Annotated in this window: 11 protein-coding genes; 5 read left to right on the top strand and 6 right to left on the bottom strand. The window is 70.8% G+C overall.

The genetic code is table 11. The features are described from left to right. Nucleotides 1–34 precede the first annotated feature (34 nt). Nucleotides 35–958, top strand: coding sequence for a LysR family transcriptional regulator (locus ACLJQM_RS46870; RefSeq protein WP_247025176.1), 924 nt, complete (start codon nucleotides 35–37; stop codon nucleotides 956–958). 12 nt (nucleotides 959–970) lie between these two features. Here ACLJQM_RS46870 and ACLJQM_RS46865 read toward each other — a convergent pair whose 3' ends face one another. Beyond that, nucleotides 971–1,732 (bottom strand): AraC family transcriptional regulator, encoded by a 762-nt coding sequence (locus tag ACLJQM_RS46865; protein WP_410636511.1) that lies wholly within the window; start codon nucleotides 1,730–1,732, stop codon nucleotides 971–973. A gap of 55 nt (nucleotides 1,733–1,787) precedes the next feature. On the opposite strand from ACLJQM_RS46865, the gene ACLJQM_RS46860 reads away from it, so the two are divergent. Next, a complete protein-coding gene (locus tag ACLJQM_RS46860; protein ID WP_410636510.1) occupies nucleotides 1,788–2,750 on the top strand; it encodes a zinc-binding dehydrogenase in 963 nt (320 codons plus the stop codon). Between the two features lie 46 nt (nucleotides 2,751–2,796). On the opposite strand, the gene ACLJQM_RS46855 is transcribed toward ACLJQM_RS46860, so the two are convergent. Next, nucleotides 2,797–4,020 carry a DUF222 domain-containing protein gene (locus tag ACLJQM_RS46855; RefSeq protein ID WP_410636509.1) on the bottom strand — a complete coding sequence of 408 codons (1,224 nt, stop codon included), beginning with the start codon at nucleotides 4,018–4,020 and terminating at the stop codon, nucleotides 2,797–2,799. A 60-nt stretch (nucleotides 4,021–4,080) separates the two neighbouring features. Next, complete coding sequence (locus tag ACLJQM_RS46850; protein WP_410636508.1) at nucleotides 4,081–4,929, bottom strand: LLM class F420-dependent oxidoreductase; 849 nt, start codon at nucleotides 4,927–4,929, stop codon at nucleotides 4,081–4,083. Between the two features lie 59 nt (nucleotides 4,930–4,988). Between ACLJQM_RS46850 and ACLJQM_RS46845 the strand changes: the two genes are divergently transcribed. Continuing rightward, on the top strand, nucleotides 4,989–7,082 hold the full coding sequence (locus tag ACLJQM_RS46845; RefSeq protein ID WP_410636507.1) for an ATP-binding protein: 2,094 nt from the start codon (nucleotides 4,989–4,991) through the stop codon (nucleotides 7,080–7,082). Here the strand turns inward: ACLJQM_RS46845 and ACLJQM_RS46840 are convergent. The 3 genes from ACLJQM_RS46840 to ACLJQM_RS46830 all read right to left on the bottom strand — a co-directional run bounded on the left by ACLJQM_RS46840 (nucleotide 7,012) and on the right by ACLJQM_RS46830 (nucleotide 10,420). Further along, entirely contained in the window at nucleotides 7,012–8,112 is a 1,101-nt protein-coding gene (locus ACLJQM_RS46840) for a ThiF family adenylyltransferase (protein WP_410636506.1), read from the bottom strand. The genes ACLJQM_RS46845 and ACLJQM_RS46840 overlap by 71 nt on opposite strands. 156 nt (nucleotides 8,113–8,268) lie before the next feature. Beyond that, nucleotides 8,269–9,660, bottom strand: a complete 1,392-nt coding sequence (locus tag ACLJQM_RS46835) for an RNA polymerase sigma factor (protein ID WP_410636505.1) — start codon at nucleotides 9,658–9,660, stop codon at nucleotides 8,269–8,271. Between the two features lie 142 nt (nucleotides 9,661–9,802). After that, nucleotides 9,803–10,420: a TetR family transcriptional regulator gene (locus ACLJQM_RS46830; RefSeq protein WP_410636504.1), complete on the bottom strand. Its 618-nt coding sequence runs from the start codon at nucleotides 10,418–10,420 to the stop codon at nucleotides 9,803–9,805. Nucleotides 10,421–10,536: 116 nt separating this feature from the next. Between ACLJQM_RS46830 and ACLJQM_RS46825 the strand changes: the two genes are divergently transcribed. After that, nucleotides 10,537–12,090 carry an AMP-binding protein gene (locus tag ACLJQM_RS46825; protein ID WP_410636503.1) on the top strand — a complete coding sequence of 518 codons (1,554 nt, stop codon included), beginning with the start codon at nucleotides 10,537–10,539 and terminating at the stop codon, nucleotides 12,088–12,090. After that, nucleotides 12,087–13,079 (top strand): LLM class flavin-dependent oxidoreductase, encoded by a 993-nt coding sequence (locus ACLJQM_RS46820; RefSeq protein ID WP_247024433.1) that lies wholly within the window; start codon nucleotides 12,087–12,089, stop codon nucleotides 13,077–13,079. The genes ACLJQM_RS46825 and ACLJQM_RS46820 overlap by 4 nt, the downstream gene beginning before the upstream one ends. Nucleotides 13,080–13,085: the final 6 nt, after the last annotated feature.

Here is a 13,085-nt window from a genome sequence, read left to right as displayed (position 1 = left end):
TCTGCTCTCGATAGTCAGCGGCTATCATGACGTAGTGCAGTTCCAGCAGCTCGCCTACTTCGTGGCCGTCGCCGAACACCGGCACTTCACCCGCGCGGCCGAACAGGTGCGCGTCGCCCAGCCCTCGCTGTCGCAGCAGATCCGCGCGCTCGAACACGACCTGGGCGCCCCGCTGTTCCACCGCATCCGCGGCAACGTCACGCTCACCGAAGCGGGCGAGACGCTGCTGCCGATCGCCCGGCGCATCCTCGCCGAGACCGAAACCGCCCAGCGCGCCATCCGCGAACTGGACGAGCTCGACCGCGGCCGCGTCCGGCTGGGCGCCCCACCGAGCCTGTGCACGGGCCTGCTCCCGGCGATGCTGGCGGCGTTCCACCGCCGTTACCCGGGCATCCAGCTGGAACTGCACGAAAGCGGCTCGGGCGACCTGCGGCAGCGCCTGTCCGAAGGCGCTCTGGACCTGGCCCTGCTGGCGAGCGCCCCGGCGGACCCGCACCTGGCGGCGACGCCGGTGCTGCTCGAGGAACTGGTGGTCATCTCCCCACCGGACGCCCCGATCGCGGGCCCCCGCCTCGCCATCCACGCACTGGCCGACGTCCCCCTGGTGATGTTCCGCCGCGGCTACGACGTCCGCGAAGCGACGGTGAACGCCTGCCGCGCGGCGGGTTTCGAACCGGTGTTCGCCATCGAGGGCGGCGAAATGGACGCGGTCCTGGAACTGGTCCGCGCGGGCATGGGCGCAGCGGTGGTCCCGAGCACGGTGGCGGGCGACCGCTTCCCGATGACCCGCTTCGTTCCGGAGGCGGGGATGACCCGGGTGGTCCAGCTGGCGGTCCGCCGCGAGGTGGACCCGACCCGCGCGGTGCGGGCGCTGCGAGACGCGATCGTCGGCTTCGTGGCGGACCGGACGACGTTGCCGGTGGGGTTGGTGTCGCTTGTGGACGGACCAGGCCGGTAGCGCGTGCGGCGGTCAGGTCGTGGCCTCGCGGTGGCGGCCCGGGGTGGTTCCGATGATCGCGGTGAACGCGGTGATGAAGCCGCTCGGGTTGGACCAGCCGCAGGCGTGGGACACCCGGGTCGTGTCGTGGCCCTCGGCCAGCAGGACGAGCGCGTGGTGGATGCGCAGCTGGGTGCGCCACTCGTAGAAGGTCATGCCGAGTTCGTCGCGGAACAGCCGGCTCAGCGTCCGGGCGCTCGCCCCGGCCCGGCGGCCGAGCTCGGCGAGCGGGGTGGTGTCCGCGGGGTTCTCGTACAGCACCCGCGTGATGGCCCGCAGCCGGTCGTCGCGGGGTTCCGGTAGTTGCAGCGGCTGCTCCGGCGCTTCGCGGAGCTCCTTGACGAGCACCCGGCGGAGGCGGGCACTCGCGACGCGGTCGTACTCGCGGGTGCCGGTCAGCGCGAACAGGACCTCCCGGGCGAGCCCGGACGCGGCGAACACGGCCGGGTGCGCGGGAACGAGCCGGGCCAGGCTCGCCGTCAGGAAGACGATCTTCATGTCGGTGTGGCCGTGCGCCCGGTGGTGGTGCCCGAACCCGGCGGGAATCCAGGCGACCCGGTTGGCGGGCACGACCGACGTCCCGCGCCCGGTGTGCACCGACAGCACCCCCCGAGCGGCGTACACGAGGTGCCCGCGGCGGTGGGCGTGCGCTTCGCTCGTCGCCCCGGGAGCCCAGAGGTGCGCCCCGCCGGACGGCCAGATCCGCGACTCCGAGGCTTGGCGGCCGATGGGCATGACTCGGCATCCTACCGGTGGTCCGCCACCGCGGCCCGGATCGAGAGTGAGGGGCATGAAGATGAGAGCAGCGGTCTGCGTCCGGCCGGGCGGCCCGGAGGTGCTGGAGATCCGCGAAGTACCGATCCCCGCCGTCCGGCCCGGCTGGAGCCTGGTCCACGTCCGGGGCGCGGGCCTGAACCGCGCCGAGCTGAGGACCCGCCAGGGCCACTCCCCCACCGTGACCTTCCCGCGCGTACTGGGCATCGAATGCGTGGGCACCCTCGCCGAATCGACCGACCCGGCGCTCACGGAGGGCACCACCGTCGCCGCGGTGATGGGCGAGCTGGGCCGCCAGTTCGACGGGGGCTACGCCGAGTACGCGTTGGTGCCGAACGCTTTGCTGATGCCCGTCGAGACGACGTTGCCGTGGCCGGAGCTGGCCGCGCTCCCCGAGACGTTCATGACCGCCCAAGGCGCATTGGACACCCTGGACCTCGAGCCCGGCCACCGCCTGCTGATCCGCGGCGGCACCTCATCGGTGGGCATGGCGGCCGCCTCACTCGCGGCCGCGTACGGCATCGAAACCGCGGCGACGACCCGGCACGAGAGCAAGCTGACGGCCCTGACCACCGACCACGCCTTGATCGACGGCGGTGCATCACTGACGGAGAGCATCCGCGCGATCTGGCCTTCGGGCCCCGACCACGTCCTCGACCTGGTCGGCGCGAGCACGGCCGTGGACTCGCTGAGCCTGGTTCGCCGTGGCGGCACCGTGTGCGTGGCGGGCTCGCTCAGCGGCTGGGTGATCCCCGATCTCGAGCCGATCGCGATGATTCCGTCCGGCACGAAGCTCACCGCCTTCCACAGCGACACCTTGAAGGGGAACGCGCCCGTCCTGCAGAGGATCGTCGACGCCGTTGAGGCCGGTCGGTGCGAGTCGCATTTGGACCGTGTTTTCGCTCTGGACGACATCGCTGCCGCACATCGCGCCATGGAGGCTGACGAAGGGGCCGGCAAGTTCGTCGTGGTGCCCTAGTGGACATGGGTGCAGGCCCGTAGCCGGTGGCTGCGGGCCGATCCCATCACGCTGCGAATGGCAGGGGCTGGTGCAGGTTGTTGCGCCTGGGTTTTCGACGCTTGTCCAGGAAACGTGGGGGCAGGAATTCGGGGTGGCCGTCGGAGGCGAGGCGGACTTGCCAGCCGGAGCGGTGCATCAGCCGGTGGTGATGCGCGCACAACAAGACCAGGTTCGCCAGATCGGTCGGGCCGCCGTCCGCCCAGTGGCGGATGTGGTGACCTTGACAGTGCCGCGGTGGACGCTGGCAGCCCGGGAAGGCGCAGCCTCGGTCACGCAGGAACAGGGCTCGGCGGAGGCCGGGTGAGATCAGGCGGCGGGCTCGGCCCAGGTCCAGAGGTTCGCTGCTGGCGCCGAGGACGGTGGGGATCAGCTTGCAGTCGCAGGCGTGGATGCGGGCCTCGACGGCCGAGATCCGGCCGGTGTCGCCCAATGTCGCATGGCCAACACCGGATCTCAGGTCAGCCAGGGACACCGCGACCATCACGTGGGCACGTTCACCAGCCTGCGTCGGCAACTCTGGGGAGTTCAACGCGAGGTCGATCGCGTCGGAGAAGGCGTCGCCGTAGCGTTCCTGCGGGGAACGGAAGTCTCCGCCATCCTCGGCTGTGCGGCGTTCGGCCAACGCGTCGAGCAAGGCGCTCGCGCGGGTGCCTGTCTCGTCGTCGAACCGGCCCGACAGCTCCCAGATCCCGGTTCTTTTGCGGCGTAACGAGAGTTCGCGGGCCGGGGCGACGGGTTCGGTGTCCTCGGGCTCGGCGCCGTCAGGATCGAGGTGGGCCAGGATCCGGGTGCCCAGGGCGGCGACTTGTTTGTGGCCTGCGTCGGCGGCGAAGGCCAGTAGGTCCTGTTCGACGGAGTCGCGGTGCTCGACGGGGATCCGAGACACAGCCTCGATAATGGTGTCGATCATCGGATTACTCAGGGAGCCTGTCAGAGCGGCAGCGCCGGTGGCGGGGGCGACAGCAGGCGGAGAGTCGAGGGTGTGCGTGGAGGTGAGGGCCTGGGCTCGGGCGACGGTGCGCTGGGCAGCCGCGTGGGGAATGTCCGCGAGGTGTTCAAGTAAACGAGCAGTGGAGCGGTAGCCGAACAGTTCCATCACACCACGCGACTCGATTTCCACCAGCAGAGTCCCGATTTCCGCCTCGGCAGACCGCACCACGGTGAGCAGCCCACGGAGACGGTCGGCCAAGGCCTCCGCATCCGTCCGCCACACCACTTCTCTGTCCACACAACAAGATTACCCGACCATCGACCACATGTTCATCACTCGATCAGGTGGCGACGATCGTTACCCCAACCCGAACCGAGAAGCGAACGCACCCATCTCATCCCGCCGACGCCCGACCTCAGCAGTCCCCGGACTGACCACAACCCGAGTAACCCCCTCCGAAGCCAACGCCTCGACATCCTCGACCGACATATCGAGCGACCCCCACCGCGTGTACTCCAGCAGCCCAGGATCCCGCCCCACCGAGACAGCCGCCGCCCGGGCAATCGACAACTGCCGGCGGCGCTCCTCCGCAGTCAGCCTCCCACCGGGAAAGAACCCATCTCCCCGCACCCCGGCCCGCCGAGCCGCGGCCGAACTCGACCCGCCGACGTGGATCGGCAGCTCCGCCAACGGTTTCGGGTACACACAGACGTCGTCGAAGCAATAGAACTCCCCCTCGAATCCCACCCCGGACTCGTCCCCTGCCCACAACGCCCGCAGGACGTCGATGGCCTCATCCGCCCGCCGCCCCCGGGTCGCGAAGTCGACGCCGACCGCGTTCGCCTCCCCGGCCAGCGCACCCACCCCCACGGTGAGCAGCCGCATGCGCCCGCCGGAGAGGACGTCGATCGTCGCCAGCCGCTTCGCCAGCGTCACGGGGTGGTGGTACGGCAGCAGGAGAACACCGGTCCCCAGCAGGATCCGCGACGTCCCGGCGGCGATGAAACTCAAACACGCCAACGGATCCGCGAAGGGAAGCGACGGCGGCAGCGCCACGTCGCCGATCTTCGCCCCGGGGTGGAGAGCGACGTGTTCCGGCAGGTACAACGACTCGAACCCGCACTCCTCCACGTCCCGCGCGAACCCGAGCAGCTGCTCCGGGTCGACGCCGAAAAAGGGGGTGCTGTAACTGATCCCGAACTTCACGACAGCGAAGGTAGGCCTTGACGCGGACGTCAAGGCAAGACCGGCGGCAAACTGGCTTCGTGACCGAGAAGCAGAACACGACGAACGCCATCACCGGCAGCGTGATCGGTTCCGTGGTGCAAGCTGGCGCCGTGATCCTGCCGACGCCCGCGGACCAGGGGCCCGTGCCGCGCCAGCTGCCGCCGGGACTCCCGGACTTCACGGGGCGGGCCGAGCAGGTCGCCGCCCTGGACGCGCTTCTCGTCGGACACGCGCCGGCAATCGCGGTCGTGAACGGCACCGGCGGCGCCGGGAAGACGAGTCTGGCCGTCCAGTGGTCGCACCGGGTCCAGGACCAGTTCCCGGACGGGACGCTGTTCGTCGACTTGCGCGGGTACGGCCCGGCCGCGCCGCTCCACCCCTCGGTCGCCTTGACGTCGTTCCTCTCCTCACTCGGCGTTCCCGGCTCGGTGGTACCCGCGCGGCTGGATGCGCAGGCCGGGTTGTACCGGTCGGTGCTGGCCGGGCGGCGCACGCTCATCGTGCTCGACAACGCGCTCGACGGCGCTCAGGTGCAGCCGTTGCTCCCGGGTTCGCCCGGCTGCGTGACGATCGTGACCAGCCGTGACGCGCTGACCGAGCTGGTCGTCTCCCGTGCGGCCCGTCCGGTCGACCTCCCGCCGTTCACCGGTGAACAATCACTGCTGCTGGCGCGGGGGCTGGTCGGCCCCGACCGCGTGGACGCCGAACCCGAGGCGGTCGCGGAGCTCGTCCGGGTGTGCGGCGGGCTGCCCCTCGCCGTGCGCATCGCGGCCGCCCGGGCCCTCACTCGCCCCCGGAACTCGCTCGCCGAGGTCGTCGCGGACCTCACCACCGAGAGTTCGGGCCTGACGAGCGCGATGCAGGTGGTGTTCGACTGGTCGTACGCGCGGTTGCCGGCCACGACGGCCCGCGTGTTCCGGCGCCTGGGCGCGCACCCCGGCCCGGAGTTCGGCGTCGCCGCGGTCGCGGCCCTCACCGCGCTGGCCCCGGAAGCGGCCTACGACGCCTTGGAGAGGCTCGTCGAACTGCGTCTGCTCGAACCGATCGGGCGACGGCGGTACCGGATCCACGACCTGCTGCACGCCTACGCCGCCCGGCGGACCGACCACGACGACACGGCGGAGCAGCGGCAGGAGTCCGTGGCGCGCCTGCTCACCTGGTACGCCGGTGCGGTGCGGCGCGCGGACCGCGCGGCTTTCCCCGCCCTGGCCGGTGTCGCCGAACTCGCCGTCCCGGGCGAACTCCCGGCCTTCACCGGCCGCACCGACGCGCTCGCCTGGCTGCGCACCGAGCAGGACACCGTGACGGCGGCGGTGCGTCTCGCGGCCAAGGACGAACGGCACGAGCTGGTACTGGCGTTGGCCGCCGGCGTGCGGTTCTTGTCCTGGCAGGGTTTCGGCCTGGCCGAGGTCTGCCTCGAACTGCTGTCACTGGGGCTGGCCGCGGCGCTGGCGACCGGTGACCGCGCTGCCGAATGCCTCTTCCGCGTCCTTCGCGGCGAGACGCTCTGGTCACTCGGACGGCTGGCCGAAGCCGAGGCCGAGTTCGAGGGTGCGCTGGCCGAGCCGGCCCGCCGGGTCGACGGGCTGGCCGGGCTGGGCTGGGTGCGGCTCGCCCAGGGACGGCCGGCCGAGGCACGGAAGTACTACCTGGCAGCGCTTCCGCTCGCCGCGGGTGACGAGCGGACGGAAGCCGTCGTCCACGCCCAGCTGAGCCGCATCCACACCCGGTTGGGGGACTTCGCGCAGGCACTGGTGCACGCCGACCGCGAACTGGCGCTGCGCCGGCAAGCGCGTGACGAGCCGGGCGAAGCGTATGCGTTGCACACCGCCGCGCTGGCCCGGCAAGGCACGGGTGACCACGAGACGGCCATCCGGCTCTGCCGGCGGGCGATCGCCCGCCACCGGGAGCTGGACGACGTCGGACGCGACCTGGCCGACGCGCTGCTGACCCTGGCCGAATGCCTCGAAAGCGTCGGCGAGGACTGCACGGTCTGCCGGACGGAGGCGTTGACCGTGCTGACCGCGCTGGGCGACCCCCGGGCCGAGGAGCTGCGGCGCGTCATCGGGCAGAGTCACAAGCCGGGCACCCCGGAAGCGCCGGACCGGCGATCACGCGGCTCTCGAGGGTGAGCAGGTTGAGCACGTGCTCGTGGTTCGCCGGCAGCTCGGGCACGCCAGTGAGGAGGCTCAGCACCGCGCGGGCAACGAGGTGCCCGGCCAGCCCGGCCGAGTACGCGGCGGCCGCCTGCGGCGCCGATGGCCGTCCCGGCGCCGGCGTCCGGACGGGCAAGGCGGCCTCGCGCCGGCGCTGGGCGAGGCAGGCGCACGCGTAGCAGGCGCCACCGGGCCGGTAGGTCCCGGTCCCGATCAGCGGACCGCGGTAGCCGCCGTGCACCCACGCGGTCCCGGTGCGCCCGCAGGCTTCGTCGGCCCAGGCGCGGATCCGCCCCGGCCGGTCGGCGGCCAGGACCAGGACGTCGGCCCCGGCGGCCAGCTCCGCCAGCACAGCCGGCCCGGTCACCCTCAGACGCTCGCCGGTGACCGCGATGTCCGTGTTGTGCGCCCGCAGCCGTTCCACGGCCGCCTCGACCTTCGGGCGGCCTATGTCCCGCTCGACGTACAGCTGCTGCCGGTTCAGGTTCGACAGCTCGACCAGGTCAGCGTCGGCCAGGTGCAGCCGCCCGACGCCCGACTGCGCCAGGTCGAGCACGGCCGCGCCGCCGACCCCGCCCACGCCGACCACCACGACCCGGGCCGACTTCAGCTTCTCCTGGATCTCCCAGGGCGACACGCGTGCGGTGCGGTCCATCGCCTGCCACAGGGCCAGCCCGCGGCTGTAGCGGTCCAGCTCCCGAGCGGTGAGGGCGGCCGGCGGGCGGGCCGCGGCGTTCTCGACGAATCCGGCCTCGATCAGGACGGCCAGGTCCGCGCGCACCTCCGCCGCGACGTCGCCGACGATTTCGCCGAACCCCTCCGCCGCCAGTTCCGCGATGATCCGCCGGACGGTCCGGGTCCCGTCGAGGCGGGTGACGAGCGCCCAGGCCCACCCGTCCGGGTCCCGGATGTCCTTCGCGAGCGGGCCGCCGATCCGGACGACGTCGTCCCCGAGCCGCACGGGCCAGTGCGCCGCCTTCACCGCCGGGCGGAAGTCCCCGGTCAACTCCCCGTGCTCCCGCTCGTGCCGCCGCAGAAGGTCGTCAGGTCGTCTTCGACGTCGGACAGCTCGATCACCTTCTTTCACCTGCCCCGAAAACGAGCCATCGGCCGGCGAGACACCCGGAAGACCGGAGCGTGTCTTCCGGCGCGCGAACGCCGATCACGCGGACCGCCGGCAACTCGTCACGACGAAGCGGCCGAACCGCGTCGTGGTCACCGATCGGTCCCGCGCGACCACGCGGATCACCAGGGTGTAGTCGCCGCGGAAGCTCTCGTCCGAGAACGGACCCAGGCGGCCCGTGAACGCGATTCCGCTGGGATCTCCTTGCAACGGTTGGCCGAAGGAGCGGCCGTTGCCGCTGAAGCCGATCTCCACGGACGCCGCCTCGGCATCGACGACCACGTCGACCTCGGCCCACGTCTTCTCGTCGCGGCCCGAGTGGTTCTGCTCGACGACCACTTGACGGCGGTCGATCTTCGCGGTCAGGACCGAAGGACCACGATCACCGCGATTCGCCGTCGTCGCCGGCGCCGGGGTCGTGACCGGCGCCGGCCCGGCCGAGGCTCCCGCGGAGCTGGCCGAGGTCTCCTTCGGCAGCGCACCGGAAGTCGTCTCGGACGGCGGCGCGGACGTCGCTGCGGACATCGTTCCGGTCGGGGTCGGCTCGGTGGACGGAGGTTCGGTGGACGAGTGCGTCAGTTCTTGTGCCACCGCGGGAGGCGGCAGTTCCGGTACCGGCTTGAGCGCGAAGAAGAGCATCAAGGACACCGACGTCGCGCAAACGGCGGCCGCGGTCTTCGCGGACACCGCCTTGGTGAGCCAGGCCCGGACCGGCTTCGGCGGAGCCATCAGCACCGGAATCGTCAGGATCCGCCCCATCAGCGGGCCGAGCTTCGTACGCCGCTCGCTACACCGGGAACACCGGGCGATGTGCGTCCGGACGGCGGCGTACAGCTGCGGCGACTCCTGCGATCCCCGCCGCCGGTACTCGGCTTGGGGCGCGGAGCAGTGGTTCGCGCCGGTACCCGGGTAGTCGATCAGGCACAACGCTTCGACCCGCTGCGCCACGGCCTTGCCCGCTCGCTTGAGCCGGCCCCTCGTCGCCTCGGCCGAGATCCCCAGCTTGCGGGCGATCTGGTCGTTGCTCCAGTCGTGCACGAGTTTGCCCAGGTACAGGTCGAAGTGCTTTGCGCTCCGCTGGTCGAGCATGGCCCGCACGCGTTCCAGGAACTGGCTGCCGTCCATCGCGAGCCGCGTCGACAGCCACTCGTCACGGGGAATCTCCCGGAGTTCAACGTCCTCAGCGGAAAACTCCATCCCCCGCTGGGCTTTTCGCGAGCCGTCGATGAGCAGACGCTGGGCGACCAGGCGAAGCCACGCCTGCGGGTTGGGCGGGATGCCGGACTCGCTCCAGTTCTCGAACGCCTTGAGCAAGGTGTCCTGGCCCAGATCCTCGGCGTCGTGCTGGTTCTTCAGCCGCTTCGAGCACCAGGCGAGCAGATCCTTCTCCTGCTCCGCAAGCACTCTCTCGACTTCGTTGTTTTCGTCCACGTCAGACAAACGACGGAACGGGGGGCCGGCGGACGGGTTGAGTGAACCAAGACCCGCACGGGGTCGTGCCTCTACTCGATAGAGGTTGACCTGTTCACTTATCGCGACAACGCCGCCCCCGGGGGCCAGATCTACGCCGCCGTTACCCCGCCAAGCGGGGGAACAGCTCGCGAACCGCGCGCCGGAAGTCGTCGAGGGCCGTGTCCCGTCCTGACAGGTGGCCCAGCAACGCCTGCTGGAACAACCCGTCGAACAGCGCGTACGCCTGCGGCGGCGAACAGTTCGGCTCCGCGCCGGCCAGGTCGGCGTACGCGGCGACGTTGCGCCAGATCATGTCCTGCAGGCCCTCGTCGATCTCCGCGACGTCGGCGCGGAATGCCTCTTCGAACATCGACTGCGTGCGCAGGTCGTACCAGAGGCGGTGCATGAGCGGGGCTTCTTCGAGCGCCGCCGCCAGCCCGTCGGCGCACGCCGCGGCGAGTTCGGAGGGCGTGTCGGCCGAGCCGACTCCGCCTTCGTAGCGCTGCACGCACGCCTCCTTGTAGCGGCGCACGCAGTACGTGATCAGCTCGACCTTGTCGTCGAAGTAGTAGTGCAGCAGCCCGTGGGAGAACTTCGTGTGCTCCGCGATCGTGCGCAGGCTGGTGCGGGCGTAGCCGAGGTCGGCGAGGGCGAGCAGGGCCGCGTCGGCGAGTTCGCGGCGGCGGTCCTCGAACTTGTCGACCTTGGTCCGGCGCCGCACGGCGGGTGGGCTGGTCACCGGCCGAAGATACCATCGAGCACTTCTCTGACCAATCGTCCAAGAAAATCTTGACATTCGTCCAAACGGCGGCCATGGTCGTGTCCAGCGACCGACGCGGCTCGGGAGGGACGACGATGTCTCTGTACTTCTACCTGGAAAAAGGCGCCTCCCTGGACCCGGACGCGCCCTGTCTGACCCTCGACGGGAACTCCCTGTCCTACGGCCGAGTGGTCGAGTTCGCGAACGCCGTCGCCCGCGCTCTGCGACGCTCCGGCGTCCGGCCCGGGGACAAGGTCGGCATCCTCTCGGCCAACGACCCGACCGCGTTCTCCTGCGTTTTCGGCATCGCCCGCGCGGGTGCCGTCTGGTGTCCGATCAACCCCCGCAACGCCGCCGGCGAGAACGCCGAACTCCTCGACCTGTTCGACTGCGCGACCCTGATCTTCCAGCCCGGTTTCGAAGACCTGGTCCGCCGGATCGCCCCGGAACTCCCGAAGCTGACCACGTTCGTCCGCCTCGGCGACGGTGACGACTTCGCGCCCGGCTTCGCGGACTGGCTCGACGCCGCCCGGGACGACCCGCCGGCCGAAGCCGCGCAACCCGGGGACGTCGTCGCCCTCGTCGGCACCGGCGGCACGACCGGGCGACCGAAGGGCGTCATGCTCACCGGCCGCAACCTCGAGGCGATGTCGGCGATCACGCTGATGAGCTACCCCTTCGACGGCCGCCCGGTCTACCTGGCCCTGGCCCCGCTGACCCACGCCGCCGGCGTGCTCTGCTTCCCGATCCTCGCCCGCGGCGGCGAAGTCGTGATCATGGCCGAGCCCGACGTCGGCCGGTTCCTGGAGCTGATCGAACGCCACCGCGTCACCCACACGTTCCTGCCGCCGACGCTGATCTACATGGTGCTCGGCCACGAGGGGCTCGACCGCGCGGACCTGTCGTCCCTGCAGTGCTTCTGGTACGGCGCGGCCCCGATGTCGACGGCCCGGCTGACCGAAGCTCTCGACCGCATCGGGCCGATGGCCCAGCTCTTCGGCCAGTCCGAGGCGCCGATGATGATCTCGACGATGTCGCCCGCGGAGCACCGGCGTCCCGACGGCACCGTCCACACGGGACGCCTGTCCTCGGCCGGCCGGCCCTCGCCGCTGGTCACCGTCGCCATCCTCGACGACGACGGAAGCACCGTCCCGCATGGGGAACGCGGCGAGATCTGCGTCCGCGGCTCGCTCGTCATGGCCGGCTACCACCGCAACCCCGAGGCGACCGCGGAGGCGTCCGCGCACGGCTGGCACCACACCGGCGACATCGGCTTCCTCGACGACGAGGGCTTCCTCCACATCGTCGACCGCGCCAAGGACATGGTCATCACCGGCGGCTTCAACGTCTACTCCGCCGAGGTCGAGCAGGCCGTGATGGCCCACGCCGCCGTCCGCGACTGCGCCGTGATCGGGCTGCCCGACGACAAGTGGGGCGAGCGCGTCACCGCCGTCGTCCAGCTCCAGCCGGGCGCCGAGCTCGACACCGGCGAGCTGATCGCCTTCGTCAAGGACCGCATCGGCAGCGTCAAGGCGCCGAAGCAGATCGAGATCTGGCCGGAGCTGCCGCGCTCCACCGTCGGCAAGGTGCTGAAAGCCGACATCCGCTCCACCTTCACCGAACGCAGCAAGGAGGCTGTCCGACCATGAAACTCGCGCTCTACCTGCCGAACTTCCGGGACAAGGTGACCGTCCGGGAGCTCGAAGACCTCACCGCACTCGCCGAAGACCTCGACTTCGACTCCGTCTGGACGCTCGACCGGATCATCGTCCCGGAAACGTCGGACAGCGAAGAGATGCAGTACGCCTTCGGCATGATCGAGGGGTTCCCCAAGGGCCTGCCGGTGAGCTCGCGGGGCGAGTTCCTCCAGGGCATGCCGCTCATCCCGTGGCTGGCGGCGAAGACGTCGAAGGTGCGGATCGGCATGAGCATCATCGACACGCCCTACCGCTCGCCCGGCGTCCTCGCCGCGGAGCTGGCCACCATCGACCACCTCGCGGGCGGCCGGCTCAACGTCGCCGTCGGCTCCGGCTGGATGCCCGAGGAGTTCGCCGCCGCGAGCGCGTCGCACATCTTCCCCAAGCGGCACAAGCACGTCCGCGAGACCCTGGAGATCATGCAGGGCATCTGGACCAACGACCTGTTCGAATACCACGGCGAGTTCGCCGACTTCGACCGCAGCGGGTTCGGCGCCAAGCCGGTCCAGAAGCCGCACCCGCCGATCTTCTTCAGCGGGCTCAAGGACGCGAAGCGCTCGGCCGCGCGCATCGCGAAGTACAACCTGGCCGGCTGGATCGGCATCCAGGACTCGCCCGAAGACATCGCGCGGTGGCGCTCCGAGATCCAGCGCGAGCTCCAGGAGCTCGACACCCCGCGCTCGGTCGACGACCTCGAGATCTCCAGCATGATCTGGTTCGTCATCACCGACGAGGACGTGGACCAGTCGCCGATGGGCAAGGGCACGAACCTGCTCGTCGGCTCGGCGAAGCAGATCACCGACCAGCTGAAGCGGTACCGGGAAGCCGGGCTCACCATGCCGTTCCTGTGGCCGCCCTTCCAGGACGTGCCGGTGGCGAAGACGCTGGACGACATGAAGCGCCTGAAGGAAGAAATCCTGCCCCAGATCGACGCGATGTGAAGGGAA

It is taken from the genome of Amycolatopsis sp. cmx-4-83 (assembly GCF_046548815.1).
Taxonomy (GTDB): Bacteria; Actinomycetota; Actinomycetes; order Mycobacteriales; family Pseudonocardiaceae; genus Amycolatopsis; species Amycolatopsis pretoriensis_A.
The sequence above is the reverse complement of the archived record's forward strand: the minus strand, read 5'-3'. Positions and strand labels throughout refer to the sequence as shown.

What these genes read in the sequence shown, in the direction of transcription:
- ACLJQM_RS46865 (WP_410636511.1), bottom strand. Translation starts at nt 1,732, where the DNA reads ATGCCCATCGGCCGCCAAGCCTCGGAGTCGCGGATCTGGCCGTCCGGC.
- ACLJQM_RS46860 (WP_410636510.1), top strand. Translation starts at nt 1,788, where the DNA reads ATGAAGATGAGAGCAGCGGTCTGCGTCCGGCCGGGCGGCCCGGAGGTG.
- ACLJQM_RS46825 (WP_410636503.1), top strand. Translation starts at nt 10,537, where the DNA reads ATGTCTCTGTACTTCTACCTGGAAAAAGGCGCCTCCCTGGACCCGGAC.
- ACLJQM_RS46820 (WP_247024433.1), top strand. Translation starts at nt 12,087, where the DNA reads ATGAAACTCGCGCTCTACCTGCCGAACTTCCGGGACAAGGTGACCGTC.